Source organism: Arenicella chitinivorans, from assembly GCF_014651515.1.
Taxonomy (GTDB): Bacteria; Pseudomonadota; Gammaproteobacteria; order Arenicellales; family Arenicellaceae; genus Arenicella; species Arenicella chitinivorans.
Window position 1 is genome coordinate 1 of sequence record NZ_BMXA01000005.1, and the last position, 24,420, is coordinate 24,420.

Here is a 24,420-nt window from a genome sequence, read left to right on the forward strand (position 1 = left end):
TAAGCGCTCAGGTAAACGAAGCATTCGTGGTGGACGGCACAAGATCCGTTCAGTGTTGTTCGTCTCGATGATGTCGGCCATCCAACATCACCCCACGCTTAAACCGATGTATCAACGGTTAGTCGCGCAAGGCAAACCCAAGAAAGTGGCATTGATCGCCTGCGCCAGAAAGCAGCTAATTACCCTGAACGCGATGATGAAAACGAGGACTTATTGGAACGAAAAAATGGCCTGAATACTTGACCTGGGATCATAGTCTCTTGTTATAAAGGCTACTTATCTTCATAGCCTTTAACATTGCCATCCTTATCATATATGGCCTTTTTGCTAGACTTATCAAAATAAGGGTACGGACCCGAACGCCCAGAATCAATCATTTCGGATAGCCAGGAAAAAGCGAATACATTAATGATCGGTGCACAAATAGCCAATAATATTGCAAGGTTATCATGCCCAGCTCTCCATAAATCTGGAACAAAGTACCACCCTACAATGGTTATGCCAAAACAAAGTAGAAACCAAAGAACCGCACCACCAACAGCGATTGCTATAAGAATCGCAATAATTGCTAATATACCTACAATAATATCCATAACTGAACCCCTTTAATCTTTATAACGCCCTGTTAATGGGCAAAATCATGTTGGCTAAAATGTGAAGCGGAGCGAAGCCTAGCCAACGTAATTTTGTCCACTTTAAACAGCTTGTTAGCTTCCCTCTTACTTAATCTAATTTAGGTCGAAGATCCTCAATAAATTTTGCATTAACCCAATACATATCATGGTGTCTATTAAAAAACAGATACTTGCCATCGGGAGTTACATATCCGCCGGCTTCCCAAGATTCTGTATTGACTTTATCTCCCATGTTGATGGCCTCTCCCCATGACCCGTCTTTTTTTCGAAAACTTATGTATAGATCAGAATCGCCATGTCCATCTTCTCTTTCAGTATCCCAGATCAAATAAGATTCATCAGGCGATATAAAGGGGTGTGCGCTATTTTTACCAGTATTGATCGCTGGGGACATCTTTCTAGGTGGTAGGCGTTCGCCATTTTCCAAAGTAGATATGCGGATTCCATCACCTTTATAATCATCTAAAACATAGGTACCATTTTCAGAGGCGGAAAGACGCATTATGCCCCAATCTTCCCCATCAAACATCGGGCCAAGACTTTTTACATCAGTCCAGCCCGTCTCGGTTCGCTCCATATAATACTTGCCCAAATGCATCGTATTACCATCTGGAGAGAGAATGGGCCTACCAACTCGAGGCCCGACTGTAGACTCGCTCCATTGACTATTTTCATTTTTATAAACTATCAATGTCCACTCTTCAGTTTCATTATCCCTCCTTGTGAAATAGAACTCTTGCATATCTGGCGAAAAAAAGCCGCTAAAATCACGATGTTTCGTCGAAACAATACCTGGGGCAAAAACTTCAGCGTTTAACCCCGGAGGTTGCTGCCCCAAATAAGATCCTTTAATAACTAAGCTATCATTTTGACCGATGCTCTTGTTACTTATAGCTGACAAAAAAAGCAAAGAAATTAAACCACATATTTGTTTCACAACTGGCTCCTAGAATTAAAAAGATTCATCACATAATGGGCTTGATATATCCGGCTATAGCTCGCAATCCAGATTGGCAGCTAACGTCGCCAGCACGCGCGGCTTTGTAGTGGAGGCGAAGCCGCAGCGAAAAATCCGTCGCAGTGCCTGGCCTTGTTATGCACCAGCACCGTTTTCTCTATGAAAAACAGCTATTTTGTTACCGTCCAGGTCTCGAAAGTAAGCACCGAAATAGGCACCGTTGTTTCTTGGCCCGGGCTCTCCCTCGCATTTAGAGTTAAGGCTTATGGCGAGCTTGTAGATTTCAGTAACACATTCCTTGCTACCTGCTGTCAGAGCAAGCATGGTCCCATTTCCATTAGACGCTAACTGACCATCGTAAGGCCTGGATATGGCTAGCTTAGTCGTGGAGTTTGGGAATTGATAAAATACGACATTTTCAGTTTTAGCAAGTTGTTTAGCCTCAAGTAAGCCCAAAATTTTGTCGTAGTATTTAGTTGCGAGCAGGAGATCATTCGTCCCCAAAGTTACGTGAGAAATCAATTTCAATGTCTCCTTGATGCATAACGCCTCACAAACGGGCGCGCGACTTGGCGCGTCCGAGCCGCAGGCGTTGAGTTTTGTGACTTGTTAGTGTTTTTAGTTTTTAGGCTCATTAGGTTTTTTAATTAATGTGTATATCGAACCTAATAAAAACAAAATGCCTCCTATTAATAATGATTCTTGAGCAGATTCATAAGTTTCGCTTCCGAATACCCGACGTATATTCCAAGCGCTTGCCAAAAATACGACGCCCAAGAGAATTCCAGTAATACCAAATATTTTATCTCTCATACTATTCTCATATATTCTTGTAACACTAACGCCGCAAACAGGGGCGCGGTTTACCGCGTCCCAACGAACGCAGTGAGTTATGGTGGTTTGCCTTGTTATGTAGTTTTTTCAAGTTCATCTATGCATTTGCTGTAAATGGAAATAAGGTTTTTTACTACAATATTTGTTGTGACTTTATTTCCATTGCCCAATTTACAATGAAGTTGTATTTCTTCAGAGTTTCTTATTGTAAATCTACCAACAAAATCATCCGTGGTAGGCCCCCAATGGAGAGCGGCGTACCATTTCGGTAAACGCTTATTTCTTAGTATTTCTATCTCTCGTCTGACCGAAGTGACGAACTGAGGAACATAAACCAAATTATCGATATAAGTTAGGTTCACACCACCTGCCCATATATCTACATATTGTTGTTTTGGATTAATTTTCTTTCCAATAACGAAAGAGAATATATCTCGCTGTCCGATTTCCATTTCAATCTACATAACGCCCCGCTTAGGGGCAGCCTTGTAGTTGATTGTGTTGCGCTGGCGTAGCGAAAAGGCACAAAGCAAGCAATGGAGTGGAGGTCGCATTGAGCCGATTGTTATGTGCCCGCAAAATATCTTATAAGCTTTTTACCTTTAGCATTTATAACTATTACGCTAACAAATATAAATACCAAGCCGATAGCAAACAGCCATTTTTGGAAAACAATGCAGAGAATCAGCCCCACCATAGCGATACATTGCAAATTATTAACTAAAGCCTGAACTCTATAACATCCGTCACACCAAGCATCTGAATAAGGATGACATCCGGGTGCATGTTGCAAATGTCCTTGTGCGCCACATATGGAACAAATGCCACAAAATCCAGGCTTTACGCCTTGCTTTTGTAGTGTTGCGGGCGATTTTTCCCAGAGACTACAATAGCAATTCCTATTTTTAATTTTCATACGCTTAATTGTTCACACACATAACGCCAAGTGCAGCTGCAGTTTGGGCGGGGCGGAGCTTTGTGTAAACTGGCGCAGCCATACACAAAGTGAAGCACCGCCCAAACTGTCAGCTGGCACGCCTTGTTAAAACGTTTGTGATTAAAGATCGCGTACAACACGAAATCCATAGTCGACGGTACGGAAACTTGCTTCGTCTTTATTTCGGTAGCTCGATGTGATACCGACTGGCTGGCTTGCCCACGAGGCACCTCTTAATGTGCGCTCTTTACATTCTGCATTTATATGATCTAATGGGTCAGCACTTATGTCTTCGAGGTTCGGTTTATAGCAGTCCAACACCCATTCCCAAACATTCCCATACGCATCATATAGGCCGAAACCGTTTGGAGGAAACTTGCCAACAGGAGATGTTGTGAGATAACCATCATCACATGTTGATACAGCAGTATCTGCGCCCCATGCTTTGATCATTTGATAATCCGCGTGATTAATATATTGGCAGACAGTAGTGGCGTCATTTCCGTAATAATATTTACCTTCTGATCCACCACGCGCCGCAAACTCCCACTCAGCCTCTGTGGGTAAGCGATATCTAAACCCGGTTTCCGCTGTAAGCCACTTCGTATATGCTTGAGCGTCGTTCCAGCTAACACAAACAACAGGATGGCTTTCATCCTGATTTAGTCTATTAGTTTTCCAGTTTTCAGTTGGCAGCCATCCAATTGAGAGATCTGTTTTAATACCCCAGCACCCTTCGTCAGAACGCATTTCTGCCTCTGTAACATATCCCGTAGTAGCTACAAAGGTTTGAAACGATCCGACGGTAATTGGATACTTCGACATGGCGATAGGGTTTTTGAGAGAAATTATTTGTTCTGGTTTCTCGTCAGCTCGTCCATCACCTATCAGATCACCCATTTTAAACTGTCCCAGCGGTATCAGCTTCATTATTGGGCAGTCGTTACAATCGGTAAACTCAGAAGAATGGGAATTTTGATTAACCGGATGGATACATGATGTCAATACGGCTCCACCTAAAAAGATCAAACTAAATTTAATTGTGCTCATGAGCTCCCTATGGTTTTAACGATATGTGTTCAGTGGCGTGCCGACAGGCGCGTCCATCTGCAAGTTCTTGTTAGGTCTCAAAGCACTCCTTTCTTCCAGTTTATCGCTTACTTTGCTACTACTTTCGCTTATGGCCATCTTTCTATCCTAATTTTGATTTCCAAGTAATAGGCAAAAAATAGTGAGGCGGGCCTTCCCTGCTTAGCCGTGAGACGGACCTCAACGTCTGATTGAACCACGGGTCACCAGCGTGAGGTCCGTCTCACGGTAACATCGAAAGGCGGGTTTGGCCAGCTTCCTTATTGTCTTTTAATTTAGCAACCTAGGGCGATACACACAGCCTTTTGATGAACTTCATTTAGAACAGCATTATTAAATGATGCTCCTCGGTCATGAGCTGTAGTAGACCTGACGCCGCGAACACGGGCGCGGGCACCGCGTCCGAGCGAAGCGGCAGTGTTTTGCCTTGTTATAGCTCATTTATTGATCGGCCCATTTCTTAAGTACACCACTAATTCTCGAATCATTTTTAATCAATACTTCTTTAAATATTCCAAACACTACTTCATCAAAGCCTTTTTCTAAAACTTCCACTCTAGGCAGCGTTTCTAACAACCAATCGAAGCCATCCACTACGAGTGGGTACTTATCCTTATACGTTAAGATCGCTTGATCTTCTAGGCTCACCAAAAGCCCACAAACTATATAGTCGGTTTCTCTATTGATCTTTATGAAGAGAAGAAACCTATTTGAATGCTGGGGATCAAGGCTAATCAAATATTCTGAAAACTGACTTTCATCATTAACGATACTACCCGAGTAGGACTCATGAACTTTTAAGCACTCGTTGCATTGAGCGTCAATTGTTCGATGGTCTTCGATTACCTTCATATCTCTAAGTAGCTATAACACCTTAATTCTGTGCATGCGCGTATGCACGGGACATGGGTTCTGAGCTTTGCTTTGCAAGTTACTGTTTTTGCTGTCTTAACGTTCAATACCAATCTCCTTTGATTCCGTGTAAATGAGCGTGCTCACTAATTATGGTAACAGTGCGCATTATCCTAGACAACGAATTTATAAATCCTTGTTTATCAATGCATTTTTTAAGTGATATAAAAATATGCGCGCGCAGATATTCTCGTGTGAGGCTTAAGAAGGACTTGGTTTTATAAATATACTGTTTAAATATACAGCACTATGAATAATTGGTAATGAAGCCTGAGAGTCCTGTTATGGAATCTATTCAGTACTAGAGAAGAATCCGAGTCGATTTAGTCTCGTGCAGATTTTTGTTCGGCAGCTATTTTTGCGCAACCAACTTAAGGCCAAATATCAATTAGGAATGATTGTAATAAGAGAGAACAAGGAATGGTGCCCGGGGCCGGACTTGAACCGGCACGGTGTTGCCACCGACGGATTTTAAGTCCGTTGCGTCTACCAATTTCGCCACCCGGGCCAACGGGATACATGTGCAGGGATTGGCTCCCTATCCAAATTTTTCATTGCAGCTTGTTGCAAGCTGCTGTCTACCACAACGTCACCCGGGCCAACGGGATACATGTGCAGGGATTGGCTCCCTATCCAAATTTTTCATTGCAGCTTGTTGCAAGCTGCTGTCTACCACAACGTCACCCGAGCCAACGGGATACATGTGCAGGGATTGGCTCCCTATCCAAATTTTTTATAGCAGCTTATTGCAAGCTGCCGGTGCCGCGTTTTTTGCGGGCTTTAGATTGCCACGTCGCTTCGCTCCTCGCAATGACGAGTATTTAGCTCCGCCTTTCGCAATCACGGGGGAGATATTTCACTCCTCGCAATGGCGAGCGGTTAGCGTTGGCTGCTCGCACAAAAACGAAAGCTTTGCCACTTCGCAATGGCAAGGTGTCGACTTGACGCTCCCCGCATTGACGAGGTGGACGCCTTGGCCGCCGATCACTTAGTGATCTTTGTACAAAGCATTGGAGGCTCGAGCCGGAGTCGAACCGGCGTACACGGCTTTGCAGGCCGCTGCATAACCACTCTGCCATCGAGCCAATGCAATGAGGCTAATTTTAGCCAAAAAAATAGGGTAAAGAGAACTTTTCTTTACCCTATTCTACTTCGTCCAACATCGGGCCTTGATTTCTCTTGGCCAATGTTTTCTGCGCGGTTCGGGCGTTGCCGATCGTGATTTGCATCACCGCGATTGAAACTTGGAGCGGGAAACGAGATTCGAACTCGCGACCCCAACCTTGGCAAGGTTGTGCTCTACCACTGAGCTATTCCCGCTTGAGTGGCGCTATTATATGCAGATGAATTAACTAGTCAATCATTGATTTCAGATTTATTTCAAAAATTTTTGATTGGCCTAATCATGTTGCACAGCCTTATAGGCAGCGCGCAAGTAAATGCTCATTGACCAGATCGTCAGAACCCCTGCTGCATACAGCATGAGCTCGCCAATCAGTAAAATAGGCAGACCGATGAAGTCGTGTTGGAACAGCAAACAGCCGATGGCACCCATTTGAATCCCGGTTTTGTACTTGCCGACCACAGACACCGCCACGTTGGCGCGCTTACCGATTTCAGCCATCCATTCTCGCAAAGCCGATACGGTGATTTCACGGCTAATGATAATGATGACCGTGATGATGAACAGCAACTCGTTCAATAAACCACGCTGCAATTCGACATTACTCACCACCAGTAACAACATCGTGGAGACTAGCAATTTGTCGGCCACGGGATCGAGAAAGGCCCCCAGTTTACTAGTTTGGTTCCATTTACGGGCCAGATAGCCGTCGAGTGCGTCACTGATGCCGGCCAAGGTAAAAATTATGGTGCAGTACCAGTTTCCAAAACGAACGTCGGAAAAGTAAATGATCGCGATCAACGGAATCGCGATTATTCGAAACAAAGTTAAGCAATTGGGTATGGTTAGGCTCATGTTCGGCATCAACCGGAAGTGATGTTTAAGTGTGCTCTCTAAGGCGCGAGTTTACCATTAATGCGCCATAGCTGTTGAACAGACATATGGATAGACGGCATTATTTTTTCAAGTGCTGGTAGATTTTGTTCGCTAAATCCGCGTTAATACCTGGCACTTTCATCAGATCCTTGACCCCTGCCTGTTGAATGCCTTGCAAACCACCAAAATGCTTGAGCAGCGCCTGCCGACGTTTGGCCCCCACACCGGCCACCTCTTGCAACACCGATTGGGTTTGCGCCTTGCCACGCCGAGCGCGGTGTCCGGTGATAGCAAATCGATGCGCTTCGTCGCGAATTTGTTGCACCAAATGCATGGCCAGTGAGTTGGCGGGTAGTTTTATGCCCATTGATTGCCCTTCAACAAACAAGGTTTCCAAGCCTGGTTTTCGCCCCTCCCCTTTCGCCACGCCAACGAGCCGCACGTTGTTGATCTGTAATTCGCGCATAATCTCCGCGGCCGATGACAACTGCCCTTTACCACCGTCGATCAGTAATACGTCGGGCAGTTTGCCCTCTTCTTTCAATACGCGCTGGTAGCGGCGCTGAATCGCCTGACGCATCGCGGCGTAATCATCACCGGGTGTGATGCCTTTAATGTTGTAACGGCGGTAATCGGACTTGGTGATGCCCTTTTCGGTGAACACCACGCAGCTGGCCACGGTTTGCTCGCCTTGGGTGTGGCTAATATCAAAACACTCAATGCGTTTGATGGGTTCGTCGGTGTCAAACACTTTGGCAAAGGCTTGCAGACGTCCGGCGACACTTTCTTTTTCTGACAAGTGCCGCTTTAGACGCTCGCTCACATTCAGTTGCGCCATTTGCAGCCAGTCTCGACGGTGTCCTCGCACAGAGTGCACGATCGCGACTTTTCGATCCGATTGCTCGGTCAGCCAGCCAGCAAGACTGTCAGTGTCATCGAGTGCCACGCCGACAATGATTTCTTTTGGGGCCGGACGACGATGATAATACTGGCTGATAAAAGCACTGAGGATTTCGGCTTCGGTAAAATCGAGTGGCACCTTAGGAAAATGTCCATTACTGCCGCTATGACGACCGCCACGAATAAACGTGACCTCCACACACACCTTGCCGTGCAAACTGGCCACGGTGATGATGTCGATGTCACTGTGACCCGATGTGATGGCTTGATGTGACTGCACACGCCGAAGTGCGTTGATACGATCCCGCCATCCAGCTGCTTCCTCAAACTTTAATTGCTTGGAAGCCTGCTCCATATTGCGTTGCAGCAGTGTATTTAATGATTCGTCTTTGCCTTGCAAGAATAAACCGGCCAGATCAACATCCTTGCCATACGCTTCTTGCGAGATCAGCCCGACGCACGGGCCGCTACAGCGCTTGATTTGATATTGCAAACATGGTCGCGAGCGATTGCTGAAAAACACGTCATCACACTGACGCACCGGCAGCACTTTTTGCAGCAGCGCCAGCGTTTCGCGGATCGCAGTCACGCCTGGGTACGGCCCAAAATAGCGCCCCGGCTCGCTGCGGTCACCGCGATAAAAACTCAAACGCGGATACTCATGCGAGTCATCAATATGAATAAATGGGTAGCTTTTGCTGTCGCGCAGCAGAATGTTGTAGCGTGGCTTATGTTTTTTGATTAAGTTGGACTCGAGAATCAGCGCTTCGTTCTCGGTGTGTGTTACCACCACCTGAATGTCGTCCACTTTTTGCATCATGGCTGCGGTTTTGATCGGCAAGCCGGTGGCACGAAAATAGCTGCTCAAACGCTTTTTAAGATTCTTAGCCTTGCCCACGTACAATAAGGCCCCCTCGGCATCAAACATTTGATAGATGCCGGGCGATTGCCCCACGTGTTGCAAAAAGGTTTTATGATCAAACGCCAAGAGAGAATCCACCAACTAAGTTAAAACTGCTGCATTATAGCGTTATTCCGGCTGGTCTTCCGACGCTCCGTTCACCTATAATCGCGGCTTAATTAATTTCCCAGTACCCTGTTTAAAATGGCAAAAATCTCGGCAAACGAAATTCGACTTGGTGGACTGATTGAGCATCAAGGCAATCTGTGGCGTGTGCTTAAAAAGAGTCACGTAAAGCCTGGTAAAGGTGGTGCTTTCGTTCAATGCGAACTGAAAGACATCATCAATGGCACCAAACTGAATGAGCGCTTCCGTTCGACTGACAAGGTCGAAAAGCCCCACGTGGAACCACGTAAAATGCAGTACTTGTATGCCGACGGTGACACGCATATTTTTATGGACAGCGAAACCTTCGACCAACTCACACTTAATGCGGAAGACATTTCTGAGCAAGCGGGCTATCTGCTGCCAAACACCGATGTGCAAATCAACTTCTATGACGAGACGCCCATCGGCCTAGACTTACCCGCCAACGTGATTCTTGAAGTCGTCGATACCGAAGGTGTGGTCAAAGGTCAAACGGCAGCCAGTGGCGGTAAACCTGCAGAGCTGGAGACCGGCATTCGCATCACGGTGCCCACCTTCGTCAATATCGGCGAAAAAGTAAAAGTAAATACCGAAACTGGGGAATACGTCGAGCGCGCGTAAGCCTCGTATGTGCTTGGCATGACACCGCGTCTGTGAACAGCAACTCGCTCGTCGCGGTGTCGGATGTCCTGGTAGCTCAGCTGGATAGAGCAGCCGCCTCCTAAGCGGCAGGTCGGAGGTTCGAATCCTCTCCAGGACGCCAGCCCGCCCCGCTCTTCAAGGATGAATTAGATGTTGACCCGCCGGTCAGACGCTTGCAGCACGCTCCAATAGCATTGCATCACCGTAGCTAAAGAATCGATACTTCTGCGTAATCGCGTGTTGATACGCCGAACGAATTGTTTCTGGACCCGCGAACGCACTGACTAACATCAACAAGGTTGATTCCGGTAAGTGAAAGTTGGTTTGCAGCAGATCCACTACTTTGAATTGAAATCCTGGGTAGATGAAAATGTCGGTGTCACCAGTAAAAGGGGCGATGAGTGCTGCGTCGCCAGCGGCGCGCGCTGCAGTTTCCAACGATCGTACTACGGTGGTCCCAACCGCAAGCACGCGTCCACCATGCTGTTTCGCCGCAATTATGGCTTTGCAGGCCGCGTCAGAAACTTCGATATACTCAGAGTGCATCACGTGCTCTTCCACTGAATTAACACGGACTGGCTGATAGGTACCAGCTCCAACGTGCAGCGTAATCGTCACAATCTCAACGCCTTTGTCGCGTATTGCCGCCAGCAAGGTGTCGTCATAATGCAAACCGGCGGTTGGCGCGGCCACTGCGCCCTTCTGTTCTGCGAAAACGGTTTGATAGCGCTCCTGATCAGAATGCTCATCGGCACGCTCAATATAGGGCGGCAGCGGCATATGACCAACTCGCTCCAACCAATCAAACAATGAGGCCTGCAAACCATTGACTTGCAGCTCGAAAAAAGTATCTTGCCTGCCCAGCACCGTGAGACGTACCTGGTCGTCCCCGTCGATCATTAGTTTCTGGCCGGGCTTAGGGGCACGACTGGCGCGAATTTGCGCTAACAGAGAGTCTTCACCTGTGACCCGTTCAAGCAGCACTTCAATGCGGCCACCTGATTCCTTTTGTCCAAACATGCGTGCAGGAACAACTTTGGTGTTGTTTAACACCATCACATCGCCTGCGCGCAGCTCGTGCAGTAAATCGCCAAAGCTGGCGTCCATAAAAGGCTGACCTTGGCGCACTTTCAATAAACGGCTGGTACCCCGTTTCTCAGGCGGATATTGTGCGATCAGCTCATCCGGCAAATCGTAAGTAAAGTCGCTAACGTTCATGCGCGCGGATACTATCAGGTCTTCAATCTGAGCACTACAGTCGAACGACAAGCGGACTATTTTCCGTGAACGGCACGACCACCCGGCATCGGCATGGCGTTGTTAACGGGTGGCAAATTCTGCGCTCGCTGACGCCCGATAAACAACAATGGTGCAGACACCACACAAGCTACCACCAGACCAATACTCAGCGCACTTGGAATAGGACTCAACAACGCCAATGTGAACAAAGTGACTAGACGCATCCACTCCAGCACACCGGCAAAATGGCGATTCTCCAACACCGCGCCGATGGAAAAACTACTGAGCAAAACGAACGCCACCAACATAGCGCGTTGTCCTATGGTCATCTCTAAGGCAGCGATCGAAAACAAAATACCCACCGTGGCCGTGGCCGTATATTGAATGATGCTGTACAGCTTCAGTGCGCCAGGAATCTGAATATCGAATTTAACAAAGTCTTCTAACTCATTCTTTTCTAACGGGTATTTATCTACAACATCCGGTGGACGCCAGCCAGTGCGACGAAACCAGATGGTCAGTTTGTGCCACCAGTTACGCGTGTGCACGGCATCCCAGAACAATAGATTGTAGATTTGAAAGTTGACCCAGAGAGGGTTAAATGAACGCACCGCGCCACGAATACCGAAAACCGGTAAATCGTCGTCCAGCTCCTCCTGATACGTGCCGAACAAACGATCCCAAAGAATAAAGACGCCACCGTAATTTTTATCAATATAGACCGTGTTTTGCGCATGGTGCCCGCGGTGGTTTGACGGGGTCACAAAGATCCATTCGTACCAGCCCAATTTACCGACATGACGTGTATGCACCCAAAACTGATAAATCAGATTCAGCGCACCAACAGAGAGAATCATCAGCGGATCAAAACCCAGAATCGCCAGTGGCAAATAGAACACAAAACTCAGTGTGCTGGTGCCAGTTTGTCGCAACGCGGTGGTTAGGTTGTACTCTTCGCTCGAATGATGCACCACATGCGCCGCCCATAGGATATTCACCTCATGGCCCATGCGGTGATTCCAATAGTAACAAAAGTCGTACAACACAAAGGCGAGCGCCCAAGTCCAGATTGAATCCGGCCAAGTGTAGAGCGCCACGCTGTCATACAACATGACGTACACTGTAAACGGGATCAGTTTGTCGATCACGCTTACCAATTGATTGATCGTTCCCGTGGCGAGACTGGTAAGCGAGTCGTTGATGCGGTAATAATTGGTACCACGCCAGCGTTCAGCTAACAGCTCAAGACCAATGAGTAGAAAAAAAGCCGGAACTGCATATAGAATTAAGTTCATATATATTCCGTAAACGATTGATTAAATTAAAAATACCTGCATGAAATCAAGCCCACCTTAGGCAGTATAGAAGCGAGTTCCTTTTTTAGCATGCTTGCGCAAAATTGGCGCAGGCTCGAACCGCAAGCCAAATTCGGCTTTAAGAGCTTCTAGCTTTTCAACCACGGCCGCGGCACCGAGTGTATCCATATAACGGAATGGCCCGCCGAGGAATGGTGGAAAACCAAGCCCAAAGATAGCACCGATATCGCCGTCACGCGCAGAACGCAGAATACCATCTTGTAGACAGTACGCCGCTTCATTGAGCATCGTCAATATGATCCGTTCAGCGATGGCCTGACCACTCAGTTCGGTGCGCCCGTGGTTAGGCAGGTTCAGGACATCGTAGATGGTTTCGTCCACCTGTTTGCCTTTAGATTTCTCTGAATAGTCGTAAAATCCTCGACCATTTTTGCGTCCTTTACGATCATCTGCCAGCACTCTGTCGACACCATCAATCAGTGGAATACGATCACCGAACGCTTGATTTAATGTGGTTACGATGTGTGCGCCCACATCAATACCAACTTCGTCCATCAGCTTGATCGGACCAACTGGCATGCCAAAGTGCTCAAGTGCCGAATCGACCTCCTCGATTGCCACGCCCTCTAGGACCATGCGCACGGCTTCCATGTTGTAGGGAACCAGAATACGGGTAGTGTAAAATCCGGGGCCATCGTTCACCACGATCACCGTTTTGCCCTGCTGCTTGCCCAATTCCACAGCCGTGGCAGTCACCCAATCAGCGGTTTTGCTGCCGGTCACCACTTCCAACAAGGGCATTTTTTCGACCGGGGAAAAGTAATGCATACCGACCACACGCTCCGGGTATTTGGCGTTAGCCGCTACCGAATCAATCGGAATAGCCGAGGTGTTAGTGGCGAAAATTGTCTTCTTCTCAGTGTTCAGCGCTTCGATATCGGCAACCATACCTTGCTTCAGGTCCAGGCTCTCGAACACGGCTTCGATCACCACATCACTCGTGGCAAATCCACGATAGTCGGTGCCGCCAGTTAAGCGCGCTAGGTGTGCCTGGCGATCCAACGCGGTCATGCGTCTCCGCGCAACCTGTTTATCCAGAATCTTACCGGTATAAGCAATGCCTTTGGCAACGCCCTCGTTGCTGATATCTTTCAAGCGCACGGTTTTTCCGGCTTTGGTGGCAGAGACATACGCTATGCCCGCGCCCATTAAACCCGCACCAAGCACGCCAACCTGCTCTACTGGCACCGCCGTGGCATCACTGTCGACGCCGGTATCTTTTTTTAAATCCGTGCTAGCGAAGAAGATATTCACCAACTGCTGAGACTCTGGCGTCATCAACATATGACCAAATGCTTTGGCTTCGTTCTTTAGACCTTTTTTCAACCCCATACGCAAACCACGGTTCACCACCTTCAATATTTTGATCGGCGCCGGGTATTTTCCCTTGGTCGCTTTCAGCGTTTTGCTGCGCGCCTGCGAAATCACATATTTTCGGATTGGGCCAAATTTGAACAACCAGTTTTTAGCACTTTGACGGCGCTTTGGTTTACCTCTTGCAATATAGCGAGTCGCGACGTCGGTCAGGATCGACGCCGGCACAACTGCATCCACAATGCCTGCTTTATGGGCACGCTTGCCATTGAGCTGTTTGCCGGTCAATAGCAGGTCCAGCGCAGTAGGCAAATCGATTAAACGCGGCAGACGCTGAGTGCCACCGCCGCCCGGAATCAGGCCCAACTGAACTTCGGGCAAACCAATTTTAGTCGCCTTATCGTCCGACGCAATGCGATAGTCAAACGCCAACGCCAACTCCAAACCACCGCCCAGACACACGCCATCGATGGCGGCCACGGTTGGTATTTTCAGCTTGGTGATGCGGTCAAACATGGCGTGCAATAACTCCGAAGACTCGACTGCCTGCTCTTCAGAAGTAATACCCTGCAACATAGAAATATCTGCGCCAGCCAAGAAACAACCGGGTTTACCAGACTGAAAGATCAGTCCTGCGAGCGAGTCGTCCAGTTCAATTTGACTGAACACCGCTTCGTACTCGGTCTGAATACCAGAATTCAGCACGTTCTGAGGCTGACTCGGATCGTTCATGGTGATGGTCGCAATGCCATCCTGTGTGTCTAAGGTAAATATGCTCATTGTCTGTTCCTGTTCTCGCCTACCGTTAACCCTACGCTGATTCCAGCACCATAGCCGCACCCAAACCACCGGCTGCACACGCGGTGATTAAGCCGTGCTGCTTGCCGGTACGTTGCAAGTCATACAGCATTTGCGTCAATTGACGCGTGCCCGTGGCCGCAAAAGGATGACCCAGCGAAATCGAACTGCCAGTGATATTCAATTTGTCGAAGTCAATTTCGCCAATCGCCTGTTCGCGGTTAAGCCGTTCCTGCGCGAACTGCTTGGAGGCAAACGCCTGCGTGTTTGACAATACTTGCGCAGCAAACGCTTCGTGCATGTCGATCAGATCAATATCGGCCAACGACAATCCAGCTAGATCCAGCGCCTTCGGTGTGGCGAACGACGGCCCCATTAGCATTTGCCAATTAGGGTCGAGCGCAGCAAACGCAAAACTCTTAATGTAACCGAGCGGTGTGTAACCAAGTGCCTTCGCTTTATCTTCGCGCATTAGCACCACGGCCGACGCACCGTCAGTCAAGGGGGAACTGTTCGCCGCAGTCACCGAGCCGTATTGGCGATCAAATACCGGTTTCAGCTTGGCGTATTTACTTAGTTCCGAATCGGCACGGAATAAATTGTCTTTACTCACCGGGGTATAATCACGACCGGTCAAAATTGGGGCCACCTGAGCATCAAACCAACCTTGTTCCCAAGCCTGGGCGGCATTGGTGTGCGAGCGATGTGCCAGTGCATCTTGGTCTGCGCGACTGATGCCGTTTTCTTTGGCCATTTTTTCGGCCGCCTGTCCCATCGTCAGCTCAGACGAAGGCTCTTTGATCGCCGGTTGCGTCGGCATTAAATCACGCAAACCGATGCCTTTGAACGCCTTTAATTTTGAACCTTTGCTGTAGCTCGAACGAACCATTGCTTCGGTCATTTTCTTATTGAAGCTAATGGGAGGCTGGGACATCACATCACAACCGCCAGCGATACCGGTATCGATAATACCGGATTGGATATTCAAGGCGATGTCTGCCGCCGATTGGTAACTGCTGGCGCAGGCACGAGACACACTGTAAGAATCGGTGGATGTCGGCAAATTTGCACTCATCACAATCTCACGAGCGATATTGGGTGCGTCTGGCGCCATCACCACTTGGCCAAACACCAGTTTCTCGACGGTGCTGCGATCAAGATCAGCACGCTGCACTAACTCTTTAACCAGCTTGGCGGCCAAAGTGCGTGCCGGTAGTTCGCTAAACCCCGTCGCGATGCGCAAAAATGGAGTTCGTGCGCCAGCGACCACGGCGACGCGGATGTTCAGTGAATTCATGGTGTCTTCCAGATTGATGATTGTTGCTTAACCCTGTTAAGCATACTACCAAATTGTGATGAATCAACGCACTTAATACTGACACTATGTCCAATATTTAGCGGGCAAATACGCGTTGCCAATCAAAATATGGACCGGGATCCGGTTTTCGAGTCGGTGCGATGTCGCTGTGGCTAAACAGCTGCGTATCGTTGATCTTTGGATGCGCGGTTTTGAGTGTTGCTATGAGCGGGTTGAGGGCCATATATTGTGCGTCAGTAAAGCCATTAGGATCTGTATCCAGCCCTTCAAGTTCAATGCCAATGGAAAAATCATTCACACGCGGGCGTTGCAGGCACACAGATTCCCCGGCGTGCCAAGCGCGATCATACGTGGAGACAAACTGAGTTACATTACCGAGCCGATCGATTAAAAAGTGTGCAGATACTTTAAGGTTAGCGATACCGGCAAAATATGGGTGCGCCGCTGTTGGCAGCGTGTTCAGAAAAAAACGGGTGATGTAGTCCTGTCCGTACTCACCCGGGGGCAGTGAAATGCAGTGCAAAATAATACACTCGGGTTCTGCGCCTGTGGGCCGCTGATCAAAATTAGGCGACGGTTCGATACGCGCCGTGTCCAACCAGCCAGTGATCGGATCCAGTCTCACGACACAACTCTTGCCGAGGCATTCACGTCACTAAAACTTTGCGTGACCGATACCATTAAGGTAGGTAAGGCTGCGCAAAATAGAGCACAGTGGCCGCAATTACACCAGCAACAACGTCGTCGATCATGATACCCAAGCCACCATGTACATGTTTATCGAGCAGCTTGATTGGCCACGGCTTAACAATATCCAAGACACGAAACAGCACAAAACCGAGGGCCAAATTTAACCAGCTTGGCGGCACCATTGCCATAGTTACAAAATAGCCAACAAACTCATCCCAGACAATACTGCCATGATCATGCACACCAACATCACGCGCCGTTTGGCCACAAACATACACGCCAAACAAAAACGTCACCGCCAACATCATGGCATAGCCAAGTTGCGCTGGCGGCAAGAATTGCACAATCACCCAAAAGACAGGTACTGATGCCAGCGTACCCCACGTGCCAGGCGCTGGTTTAATCAAGCCGGAACCAAAGCCAAGGGCAAACAAGTGTATCGGGTTGCGAAGCTGAAATTGAACGGCGTCGGTCATATCATGGTGTTCAGAAATTAATAGGGTTAATCAAAATGCTGGTAGCTAGAGTGGCTCAATTCAGGCGCCGGTTTGCCATCAAGCAACACGACCACCGGGGTCGAACTGAGTGGCACGATTCGACCAATGCATGTTACCTCAACGCCCAACTTAGCAGCCTGCGCCAGGACCGAATCACGATGCTGAGCGGATGCCGTGAACGCCAGCTGGTAGTCATCGCCGCCAGCCAAAGCAAGACTCAAATCCCCACCAGCGTTCTGATACTCGCGATACACCTGTGACACGGGTACCGCATCAGCATTCACTTCAACGCTCACTTGGCTCGCTTTAGCAATGTGCGCAAGATCGCCCAACAAGCCATCAGAAATATCCAGCCCGGCACTGGCGAAACCAAGTAAGGCCTGCCCCAACGCAACCTGCGCCTGGGGTCGATGCAATTTCGCTTCAACGACACGACGCTGCACCGCACTCAACGCGACGCGTTGCTCAATGGCCGCCAACGCGAGCGCAGCATCGCCAAGGGTACCAGATACATAAAGATCGTCACCGGGCTTAGCACCGGAACGTGAAATCACATCATCTTTTGGCAGCAAGCCCATGATTGTCAATGATATATTAAGTTGTCCGCGCGTTGTATCACCACCAATTATCTGTACACCAGCCTGCGTTGCAGCACGGTGTAACTCAGCTGAAAAATCAGCTAGCCACAGGTGGTTTTCCTGCGGCATGGTCAAGGTCACTGTGGCCCATTTGGGTAGCGCGCCCATGGCAGCCATATCACTTAGGTTGACGTTCAAAAGCTTCCAAGCCAGATCGTTTGGCGCTGCATCCTGAAAGAAGTGGACGCCTTCAACCATAGAGTCCACGCTGACCGCCAAACGCATACCTGGCGGCACAGCAACTACGGCGGCATCATCACCGACGCCGATTTCGGTGCCCGAATGCGACGCACCCAGAGCGGTGCAATATTGCTCAATTACGCTGAATTCCGACACGTGGAATAAAGGAGGATTCCGGCGGCGGTTAACATAAACAGGCGAAACTATCTCGCCGAGCGAATGGCAGTCGCCATTTTGTCCATGACGCCGTTAATAAATTTATAACTGTGCTCAGACCCGAACACTTTGGCCAATTCGATCATCTCATTGAGTACGACCTTAGTTGGCACATCTTGGCGATTATGCAACTCAAACGCGCCAAGACGCAAAATCGCGCGCTCTACCGGGTCTAGGCTGGAAAATTCCCGGCCGATGTGTGGTTTGATTGATGCTTCCAACTCGCTGGCCTGACCAGGCAGCTCTGCCATGATCATGCGCAGGTACTTTCGATCCACGTTTTGCATATCATGAATCTGACTGAATTGCTTTTCAATGTCCTCTGCAGCCTGTTTGGTCAGATCCCATTGATACAGCGCTTGAACCGCGGCACGACGTGCGTTGTGGCGATTGGACGTGGCCTTCTTGGCAGTCATCTTACAGTTTCGCCATCACATTGATCATTTCAAGCACGGTCATTGCAGCCTCAGCGCCTTTATTCCCCGCTTTGGTGCCTGCACGCTCAATCGCTTGTTCGATGGTGTCTACAGTCAACACGCCGAAGCCGACCGGTATGCCGGTATCCAGCTGCGCCGTGTTTAAACCCTTGGCACATTCGCCGGCCACATAGTCAAAATGCGGTGTTGAACCACGAATCACAGCGCCCAGTGCCACCACACCGTCGTACTTGCCGCTGGCTGCCATTTTTTTAACCGCTAACGGGATCTCAAATGCACCTGGAACATACGCTACGGTAATCTGGTCGCTGGGCACGCCGTGGCGTTCTAATACGTCAATGGCACCGCCGAGCAAGGCATCACCAATGAAGCTGTTAAAACGTCCCAGAACGATGGCGATTTTTTGGCTGTTACCGTGTAACTCGCCGGTGATAACTTTGTGACTCATAATAATTCGGTAGTGTTAGCTGCGGTGAGAGTGCCGACCTTATGCCAGACTCAGGCCCACAGTGTTTTTATTTTTCAATATATTCAACGATTTCGATATCAAAGCCAGACAAACCGTGCGTTTTGCGCGCGCGGCCCATTACCTGAATCTGACGGGCTCCCAGACTAGACAAAATCTGACTGCCAGCACCCAGCAAGCGCAGATGCCCCTGATTTCCGGGGCGCTTATTGTCTTTGATTTGCTCGATATCGTAAATCACTTCTTCAGCATTTTGCGCATAACGCAAGATCACAACAATACCTGTGCCGGCTTCTAGAATGTAGTCTACTGCATCCTGTACCGGGAATGTGGCTTTGTTGTTCAATCCTTTTAGCACAGCCAACAGGTCGGACTCGACATGAATCCGTACTGGCAGTGGCACGTCGGGTTTCACCTCACCAGCGATTAATGCCGCATGCGTCTCATCGCGCTCGGTGTCCTTGAACACCACGCAGCGAATCTTGCCGCGCTCGGTTTCTATTTCAGTGTCTTCAACCGGAACTACGGTTGGCTCTTTTTCGAGGCGATAACGAATCAATTCCGCAATCGAGCATATTTTGAGATCGTGTTCTTCAGCAAACTTCACCAGATCCGGCATACGTGCCATGGTGCCATCTTCGTTTAATATCTCACAGATCACGCTGGCTGGCTCGCGCCCAGCTAAGCGCGCGAAGTCGATACCAGCTTCGGTATGCCCTGCGCGACTCAATACCCCGCCAGGCTGTGCCATGATCGGAAAGATATGACCCGGCATGACAATGTCACCGGGCTTGGCATCGTGTGCCACCGCGGCTTGTACTGTCCGCGCTCGATCCGCCGCAGAAATGCCAGTTGTAACACCTTCAGCTGCTTCGATCGACATGGTGAAATTAGTCGAAAATCGTGCGCCGTTGTTGTCACCGACCATCAACGGCAGCCCCAGTTTTTCGCACCGCTCCTCGGTTAAAGTCAGGCAGATCAGACCACGCCCATAGCGCGCCATAAAGTTGATGTCTTCTGGCCGCACATGGTCAGCCGCCATCATCAGGTCGCCCTCGTTCTCACGGTCCTCGTCATCGGTAATGATAACCATTTTACCGTTACGGTAGTCTTCCAAAATTTCTTCGATACTACTCAAAGCCATAATTAGTCTCAGTATTTCTCAGCAACGCGTTAAATCGAAGCCGGTAGATAGAAAATCAACAGTTGCACAGAGGCAATCGCGATGACAGCCAAGGTAACCACCATGCCAATTTGCCGGCAAATCAACATGCTTTTTGGGTAAAGCATACCAAACACATGCAGCACGCGTGCGACCAACAGTGCCGCGCCCAGCCAAAACACCAGCATGGATGAAAACGTCATGCTCTCAACAATCCACATTAAAATCAGCGCGATTGGCACGTACTCAGCAAAGTTCGCGTGTGCTCGGACAGCTTTAATCAGATCACCGTGGCCCCCTTCTCCGTACCCAACGCGGTAGCGAAATCGAAGGCGAATAACATTCAGGGCCAAAAATACATACAGCAAACCAAATGCGGCGGCGTAAAGTGGTGTGATAAACATCGTCAGTCTCCCCTAACGTGATAGTAGCGAGTGATTAACTGGATTTAAAGCCATGCTCAGCCAGAAAACCCGCAGTCAAGCTTGAGTGCTGCGGCTGCTCGCCGCTCATTAGACGTTCCAGATAGCGCGCAATCAAGTCCACCTCGATATGCACCTTATCTCCTATACCGAGACCGCCAAGCGTGGTCACTTCAAACGTATGCGGAATCACATTCACGTCGAATTCATCGCCCGCCACGGAATTCACCGTGAGACTGACACCATTGATCGTAATACTACCTTTGCGTGCAATGTATCGACTCAAATCTGCCGGCGCACGAAACACCATCCTAGTTGATCGCGCATCGGTCTCCAGTTGACACAACTGTGCCAAACCATCGACATGACCTGACACTAAGTGACCGCCCAGGCGTGTGGTGGGCAACATCGCCATTTCAAGGTTCACACGCGCACCGACTTTCCATTCACCAATTAACGAATGGGTAATGGTTTCGCGTGAGACATCAAACACAAATGCATCACCATGTTGTTCAATCACGGTGAGACATACACCATTACTTGCGATGCTGTCGCCTAAGGCTACGTCACGCTCAGCAAAGGCTGGTGCTTGGACGGTAATTCGAATATCACCACCGAGTTGTTTGGTCGCGATAACGGTGCCGATGGTTTCAATAATTCCAGTAAACATACACTACCTCAGTTCTGATTCAGCGACTGCCAGCTGTGTTGATTCAATGCTTGCACGAACACGTCGGGGCCGATCATTTCGGCATTGTTTATTACAAACTCCGCACGCTGATCAAAGGGCACGGGTTGCTCAAATTGAAACATGCTTTGGGCCTTATCCCCTAAAATGCTACCCGCATAAAATAACGCTAACTCATCGACCAGCCCGGATTCAATAAACGCACCACTTAAGGTGGAACCGGCCTCGATAAGTACTTCATTACATTGCCATTTCGCCAATTCAGCCAGCATTTCCGGCAGACTGATACGCCCTGAACTCAGATCCGATAATGCCACCACTTCGACACCAGCCGCGCTCAGCGCATCAATTCGCTGCTCGTCTTGCGACAACGTAAACACATGACAGTGGCCATCCTGACCAATAACTCGTGCATTGTCAGTCAATTGCAGATGGCTATCCAGCACCACACGTAAAGGCTGACGTAGCGCTCCGTCAATACGCACATCCAAACTGGGATCATCCGCCTGAACTGTTCCAATACCGGTGATGACGGCCGAGCTGGCGGCGCGTAATTCTTGGACTCGGATTCGCGCTTCTGCACTGGTAATCCATTTGCTGGTGCCGTCATAAGCTGCGGTGCGTCCATCCAGAGTAGCGCCAGTTTTTAGCGTTACCCAAGGGCGTTCGCGCGTCATGCGACTGACAAAGCCGCGATTTAACCAACGCGCCTGTTCCTCCATCAAACCGTGCTCTACTTCAATTCCGGCTGCCGCTAGCATCTCGAAACCGCCACCTTCGACTAAGGGGTTTGGATCACGCATTGCAGCAATCACTTTGCTGATACCAGCGTCGATCAACCCATCGGTGCACGGTGGGGTACGGCCTTGATGACAACATGGCTCGAGGTTCACATACGCGGTTCCGCCACGAGCACGCTCACCGGCTTGTTCCAACGCGAGTCGCTCAGCATGCGGCTCACCGGCGCGCTGGTGAACGCCTTCACCAACGATTTCACCATTATTCACGATCACACACGCAACTCTAGGGTTAGGTTGCGTACTCGCAGTCCCTTGAGCAGCAAGCTCTAGAACTCGCTGCATAATCGACTCACCGGGGTCCACGCTGGTATTAGCTATACTATGACTCATGATGCGAGAGGATAGCGGGTCGTGTGTCAGGATTTGTGAGTATCATCGCGATCTTTTTCTTGCAGTTTCGCGCGCGACTCACGCCGCCCTCGAACCGTCTGCCGCTGTAATCGACGAATTTCATCGCTAAACGCGTCGACATCCTGAAAAGAGCGATACACAGACGCAAAGCGTACGTAGGCGACCTGATCAACTTCGCGCAGTTCGTTCATTACCAGTTCTCCGATTTCACGGGCTGGAATCTCGCGCTCTCCAGAAGTCAAAAGATTGCGTTTTATGCGATGCAATATTAGTTCGATTTCGCGCGACTCAACAGGGCGTTTTTCGAGCGCCCGCTCAAGACCGCGCGCCAATTTAGATTCATCGTAGTGCTCTCTATCGCCGTTGGACTTGACGATATAAGGTAGTTTCAGACTCGCCTCTTCCATGGTCGAAAAGCGTTCCCCGCAGGCCTCACAGGACCGCCGACGGCGCACCGCATCACGGTCCTCAGTAAGACGAGAATCAATGACTCGGGTATCTTCGTTTTGGCAAAACGGGCAACGCATCTTGAATCAGTCTTGGCAAGCCAATAAGGTACGCACGCTTAATCGACGTAATCGTAAACCGGATACAATCCGCACAAGGCCAGCACTTCGCCCTTAACGCGTTCGATCACCGCAGTGTCATAGCCACCTTCGGCATCGACCGTATCCATCACATCTGCCATCCAGGTCGCCAATTGGTCCATATCCTTTAGACCAAAGCCACGCGTGGTCACCGCTGGCGTGCCAATCCGAATGCCGCTGGTCACGAACGGACTTTGCGGGTCGCTTGGTACGCTGTTTTTATTGACGGTAATGTTGGCTGCGCCCAGAGCTGCTTCCGCGGCTTTACCGGTAATGCCTTTTTCGACCAAACTAATCAAGCTTAAATGGTTATCGGTACCACCAGAAACCGGCGCATAGCCACGGGCTTTCAGCCCCTCTGCCAAGCGACGTGAATTCGCCAAAACCTGCTCTTGATAAGTTTTAAATTCCGGCGCGAGTGCCTCCTTGAATGCAACCGCTTTGGCTGCAATCACATGCATCAATGGACCACCTTGCGAACCCGGAAAAACACGCGAATTAAGTGCTTTTTCGAGCTCTTTATTGGCCTTCGCCATGATCACACCGCCACGCGGACCGCGCAGTGTTTTGTGAGTTGTTGTGGTGACGACATCGGCGATTTGAACGGGGTTTGGATACAAGCCCGCCGCAATCAGACCCGCCACATGAGCAATGTCGCACATCATGACCGCACCAACTTGATCGGCAATATCACGAAAACGCTGCCAATCCACAACACGCGAATACGCACTGAACCCAGCCACGATCATTTTGGGTTTGTGTTCCAACGCCAAGGCTTCGACTTGGTCATAATCAATCTCGCCCGTCGCTTCGACCAGACCGTATTGCACAGAGTTGTACAAACGTCCTGAAAAGTTGACCTTAGCACCGTGTGTAAGGTGACCACCGTGATCCAGGCTCATGCCTAGCACTGTATCACCCGGATTGAGAACTGCTTGATACACTGCAATATTGGCCGAGGAACCAGAGTGTGGTTGCACGTTCGCGTAATCGGCACCAAACAGCTCTTTCAGCCGAGCAATCGCAAGATCTTCGGCAACGTCTACGTACTCGCAACCGCCATAGTAACGCTTACCTGGGTACCCTTCAGCGTACTTATTGGTCAATTTTGTGCCTTGTGCCTGCATCACTGCTGGGCTGGCATAGTTTTCCGACGCGATTAATTCGATATGCTCTTCCTGACGAGTATTTTCGTCACAAATGGCACTCCAGATTTCAGGGTCCAGCTCAGCAATGGTATTGGCTTTCTTAAACATGTGGATATCTCCGCTAAAATTTTAAAATCTG

Annotated in this window: 26 protein-coding genes, 4 tRNA genes and 1 pseudogene; 3 read left to right on the forward strand and 28 right to left on the reverse strand. The window is 49.3% G+C overall.

What is annotated here, in order from left to right:
• Window positions 1-235: pseudogene (locus IE055_RS13000) on the forward strand (IS110 family transposase); the annotation flags it as partial.
• Window positions 236-272: 37 nt separating this feature from the next.
• Here IE055_RS13000 and IE055_RS13005 read toward each other — a convergent pair.
• From IE055_RS13005 to uvrC, 13 genes are all read right to left on the reverse strand, one after another.
• A complete protein-coding gene (locus IE055_RS13005) occupies window positions 273-593 on the reverse strand; it encodes a hypothetical protein (protein WP_189401935.1) in 321 nt (106 codons plus the stop codon).
• Between the two features lie 130 nt (window positions 594-723).
• The gene (locus IE055_RS13010; protein WP_189401937.1) at window positions 724-1,572 is read right to left on the reverse strand and encodes a TolB-like translocation protein; all 849 of its coding nucleotides are present in this window, start codon (window positions 1,570-1,572) and stop codon (window positions 724-726) included.
• A 156-nt stretch (window positions 1,573-1,728) separates the two neighbouring features.
• Entirely contained in the window at window positions 1,729-2,121 is a 393-nt protein-coding gene (locus IE055_RS13015; protein ID WP_229794289.1) for a VOC family protein, read from the reverse strand.
• Between the two features lie 90 nt (window positions 2,122-2,211).
• Entirely contained in the window at window positions 2,212-2,406 is a 195-nt protein-coding gene (locus IE055_RS13020; RefSeq protein ID WP_189401942.1) for a hypothetical protein, read from the reverse strand.
• A 95-nt stretch (window positions 2,407-2,501) separates the two neighbouring features.
• On the reverse strand, window positions 2,502-2,879 hold the full coding sequence (locus tag IE055_RS13025; protein ID WP_189401944.1) for a hypothetical protein: 378 nt from the start codon (window positions 2,877-2,879) through the stop codon (window positions 2,502-2,504).
• 113 nt (window positions 2,880-2,992) lie between these two features.
• Window positions 2,993-3,343 (reverse strand): hypothetical protein, encoded by a 351-nt coding sequence (locus IE055_RS13030; RefSeq protein ID WP_189401946.1) that lies wholly within the window; start codon window positions 3,341-3,343, stop codon window positions 2,993-2,995.
• Window positions 3,344-3,484: 141 nt separating this feature from the next.
• Window positions 3,485-4,414: a formylglycine-generating enzyme family protein gene (locus tag IE055_RS13035; protein WP_189401947.1), complete on the reverse strand. Its 930-nt coding sequence runs from the start codon at window positions 4,412-4,414 to the stop codon at window positions 3,485-3,487.
• Between the two features lie 480 nt (window positions 4,415-4,894).
• Window positions 4,895-5,305, reverse strand: a complete 411-nt coding sequence (locus IE055_RS13040) for a hypothetical protein (RefSeq protein WP_189401949.1) — start codon at window positions 5,303-5,305, stop codon at window positions 4,895-4,897.
• Window positions 5,306-5,786: 481 nt separating this feature from the next.
• Window positions 5,787-5,873: transfer RNA gene (locus IE055_RS13045), tRNA-Leu, on the reverse strand.
• 503 nt (window positions 5,874-6,376) lie between these two features.
• Window positions 6,377-6,450: transfer RNA gene (locus IE055_RS13050), tRNA-Cys, on the reverse strand.
• Between the two features lie 160 nt (window positions 6,451-6,610).
• Window positions 6,611-6,685: transfer RNA gene (locus IE055_RS13055), tRNA-Gly, on the reverse strand.
• A gap of 79 nt (window positions 6,686-6,764) precedes the next feature.
• Window positions 6,765-7,313 (reverse strand): CDP-diacylglycerol--glycerol-3-phosphate 3-phosphatidyltransferase, encoded by a 549-nt coding sequence (pgsA, locus tag IE055_RS13060; protein WP_373299223.1) that lies wholly within the window; start codon window positions 7,311-7,313, stop codon window positions 6,765-6,767.
• Between the two features lie 130 nt (window positions 7,314-7,443).
• Window positions 7,444-9,264, reverse strand: a complete 1,821-nt coding sequence (uvrC, locus tag IE055_RS13065; RefSeq protein WP_229794291.1) for an excinuclease ABC subunit UvrC — start codon at window positions 9,262-9,264, stop codon at window positions 7,444-7,446.
• A gap of 105 nt (window positions 9,265-9,369) precedes the next feature.
• Here uvrC and efp point away from each other — a divergent pair, with 105 nt between their 5' ends.
• Both efp and IE055_RS13075 read left to right on the forward strand, forming a co-directional pair.
• Entirely contained in the window at window positions 9,370-9,933 is a 564-nt protein-coding gene (efp, locus tag IE055_RS13070) for an elongation factor P (protein ID WP_189401955.1), read from the forward strand.
• 65 nt (window positions 9,934-9,998) lie between these two features.
• Window positions 9,999-10,075: transfer RNA gene (locus tag IE055_RS13075), tRNA-Arg, on the forward strand.
• A 44-nt stretch (window positions 10,076-10,119) separates the two neighbouring features.
• Here the strand turns inward: IE055_RS13075 and queA are convergent.
• The 15 genes from queA to glyA all read right to left on the reverse strand — a co-directional run bounded on the left by queA (window position 10,120) and on the right by glyA (window position 24,389).
• The gene (gene queA, locus IE055_RS13080) at window positions 10,120-11,172 is read right to left on the reverse strand and encodes a tRNA preQ1(34) S-adenosylmethionine ribosyltransferase-isomerase QueA (RefSeq protein ID WP_189401957.1); all 1,053 of its coding nucleotides are present in this window, start codon (window positions 11,170-11,172) and stop codon (window positions 10,120-10,122) included.
• A 56-nt stretch (window positions 11,173-11,228) separates the two neighbouring features.
• Entirely contained in the window at window positions 11,229-12,488 is a 1,260-nt protein-coding gene (locus IE055_RS13085) for a sterol desaturase family protein (RefSeq protein WP_189401959.1), read from the reverse strand.
• A 57-nt stretch (window positions 12,489-12,545) separates the two neighbouring features.
• Window positions 12,546-14,663: a fatty acid oxidation complex subunit alpha FadJ gene (fadJ, locus tag IE055_RS13090; protein WP_189401961.1), complete on the reverse strand. Its 2,118-nt coding sequence runs from the start codon at window positions 14,661-14,663 to the stop codon at window positions 12,546-12,548.
• Between the two features lie 31 nt (window positions 14,664-14,694).
• Complete coding sequence (fadI, locus tag IE055_RS13095) at window positions 14,695-15,978, reverse strand: acetyl-CoA C-acyltransferase FadI (RefSeq protein WP_189401963.1); 1,284 nt, start codon at window positions 15,976-15,978, stop codon at window positions 14,695-14,697.
• A 97-nt stretch (window positions 15,979-16,075) separates the two neighbouring features.
• Entirely contained in the window at window positions 16,076-16,624 is a 549-nt protein-coding gene (gene ampD, locus IE055_RS13100; protein WP_189401965.1) for a 1,6-anhydro-N-acetylmuramyl-L-alanine amidase AmpD, read from the reverse strand.
• Between the two features lie 55 nt (window positions 16,625-16,679).
• Window positions 16,680-17,165 (reverse strand): phosphatidylglycerophosphatase A family protein, encoded by a 486-nt coding sequence (locus IE055_RS13105; RefSeq protein ID WP_189401967.1) that lies wholly within the window; start codon window positions 17,163-17,165, stop codon window positions 16,680-16,682.
• 26 nt (window positions 17,166-17,191) lie between these two features.
• On the reverse strand, window positions 17,192-18,160 hold the full coding sequence (gene thiL / locus IE055_RS13110) for a thiamine-phosphate kinase (protein WP_189401969.1): 969 nt from the start codon (window positions 18,158-18,160) through the stop codon (window positions 17,192-17,194).
• Window positions 18,161-18,207: 47 nt separating this feature from the next.
• Complete coding sequence (gene nusB, locus IE055_RS13115) at window positions 18,208-18,636, reverse strand: transcription antitermination factor NusB (RefSeq protein ID WP_189401971.1); 429 nt, start codon at window positions 18,634-18,636, stop codon at window positions 18,208-18,210.
• A 1-nt stretch (window position 18,637) separates the two neighbouring features.
• The gene (gene ribH, locus IE055_RS13120; RefSeq protein ID WP_189401973.1) at window positions 18,638-19,105 is read right to left on the reverse strand and encodes a 6,7-dimethyl-8-ribityllumazine synthase; all 468 of its coding nucleotides are present in this window, start codon (window positions 19,103-19,105) and stop codon (window positions 18,638-18,640) included.
• A gap of 67 nt (window positions 19,106-19,172) precedes the next feature.
• Window positions 19,173-20,267 carry a 3,4-dihydroxy-2-butanone-4-phosphate synthase gene (ribB, locus tag IE055_RS13125; RefSeq protein ID WP_189401975.1) on the reverse strand — a complete coding sequence of 365 codons (1,095 nt, stop codon included), beginning with the start codon at window positions 20,265-20,267 and terminating at the stop codon, window positions 19,173-19,175.
• A 29-nt stretch (window positions 20,268-20,296) separates the two neighbouring features.
• Window positions 20,297-20,689, reverse strand: a complete 393-nt coding sequence (locus IE055_RS13130; RefSeq protein WP_189401977.1) for an MAPEG family protein — start codon at window positions 20,687-20,689, stop codon at window positions 20,297-20,299.
• A gap of 34 nt (window positions 20,690-20,723) precedes the next feature.
• Window positions 20,724-21,377 carry a riboflavin synthase gene (locus IE055_RS13135; protein WP_189401979.1) on the reverse strand — a complete coding sequence of 218 codons (654 nt, stop codon included), beginning with the start codon at window positions 21,375-21,377 and terminating at the stop codon, window positions 20,724-20,726.
• Window positions 21,378-21,385: 8 nt separating this feature from the next.
• Entirely contained in the window at window positions 21,386-22,525 is a 1,140-nt protein-coding gene (ribD, locus tag IE055_RS13140) for a bifunctional diaminohydroxyphosphoribosylaminopyrimidine deaminase/5-amino-6-(5-phosphoribosylamino)uracil reductase RibD (protein ID WP_229794292.1), read from the reverse strand.
• A 26-nt stretch (window positions 22,526-22,551) separates the two neighbouring features.
• Entirely contained in the window at window positions 22,552-23,073 is a 522-nt protein-coding gene (gene nrdR / locus IE055_RS13145; protein WP_189401981.1) for a transcriptional regulator NrdR, read from the reverse strand.
• A gap of 38 nt (window positions 23,074-23,111) precedes the next feature.
• Complete coding sequence (gene glyA, locus IE055_RS13150; RefSeq protein WP_189401983.1) at window positions 23,112-24,389, reverse strand: serine hydroxymethyltransferase; 1,278 nt, start codon at window positions 24,387-24,389, stop codon at window positions 23,112-23,114.
• Between the last annotated feature and the right edge of the window lie 31 nt (window positions 24,390-24,420).

Coding starts and splice junctions, on each gene's coding strand:
- queA (WP_189401957.1), bottom strand. CDS start 11,172: ATGAACGTTAGCGACTTTACTTACGATTTGCCGGATGAGCTGATCGCA.
- glyA (WP_189401983.1), bottom strand. CDS start 24,389: ATGTTTAAGAAAGCCAATACCATTGCTGAGCTGGACCCTGAAATCTGG.
- IE055_RS13005 (WP_189401935.1), bottom strand. CDS start 593: ATGGATATTATTGTAGGTATATTAGCAATTATTGCGATTCTTATAGCA.
- ribD (WP_229794292.1), bottom strand. CDS start 22,525: ATGAGTCATAGTATAGCTAATACCAGCGTGGACCCCGGTGAGTCGATT.
- IE055_RS13035 (WP_189401947.1), bottom strand. CDS start 4,414: ATGAGCACAATTAAATTTAGTTTGATCTTTTTAGGTGGAGCCGTATTG.
- IE055_RS13030 (WP_189401946.1), bottom strand. CDS start 3,343: ATGAAAATTAAAAATAGGAATTGCTATTGTAGTCTCTGGGAAAAATCG.
- nusB (WP_189401971.1), bottom strand. CDS start 18,636: ATGACTGCCAAGAAGGCCACGTCCAATCGCCACAACGCACGTCGTGCC.
- IE055_RS13130 (WP_189401977.1), bottom strand. CDS start 20,689: ATGTTTATCACACCACTTTACGCCGCCGCATTTGGTTTGCTGTATGTA.
- IE055_RS13020 (WP_189401942.1), bottom strand. CDS start 2,406: ATGAGAGATAAAATATTTGGTATTACTGGAATTCTCTTGGGCGTCGTA.
- ribB (WP_189401975.1), bottom strand. CDS start 20,267: ATGGCTTTGAGTAGTATCGAAGAAATTTTGGAAGACTACCGTAACGGT.
- efp (WP_189401955.1), top strand. CDS start 9,370: ATGGCAAAAATCTCGGCAAACGAAATTCGACTTGGTGGACTGATTGAG.
- nrdR (WP_189401981.1), bottom strand. CDS start 23,073: ATGCGTTGCCCGTTTTGCCAAAACGAAGATACCCGAGTCATTGATTCT.
- IE055_RS13025 (WP_189401944.1), bottom strand. CDS start 2,879: ATGGAAATCGGACAGCGAGATATATTCTCTTTCGTTATTGGAAAGAAA.
- IE055_RS13105 (WP_189401967.1), bottom strand. CDS start 17,165: ATGACCGACGCCGTTCAATTTCAGCTTCGCAACCCGATACACTTGTTT.
- IE055_RS13085 (WP_189401959.1), bottom strand. CDS start 12,488: ATGAACTTAATTCTATATGCAGTTCCGGCTTTTTTTCTACTCATTGGT.
- fadI (WP_189401963.1), bottom strand. CDS start 15,978: ATGAATTCACTGAACATCCGCGTCGCCGTGGTCGCTGGCGCACGAACT.
- IE055_RS13040 (WP_189401949.1), bottom strand. CDS start 5,305: ATGAAGGTAATCGAAGACCATCGAACAATTGACGCTCAATGCAACGAG.
- ribH (WP_189401973.1), bottom strand. CDS start 19,105: ATGAGTCACAAAGTTATCACCGGCGAGTTACACGGTAACAGCCAAAAA.
- IE055_RS13135 (WP_189401979.1), bottom strand. CDS start 21,377: ATGTTTACTGGAATTATTGAAACCATCGGCACCGTTATCGCGACCAAA.
- fadJ (WP_189401961.1), bottom strand. CDS start 14,663: ATGAGCATATTTACCTTAGACACACAGGATGGCATTGCGACCATCACC.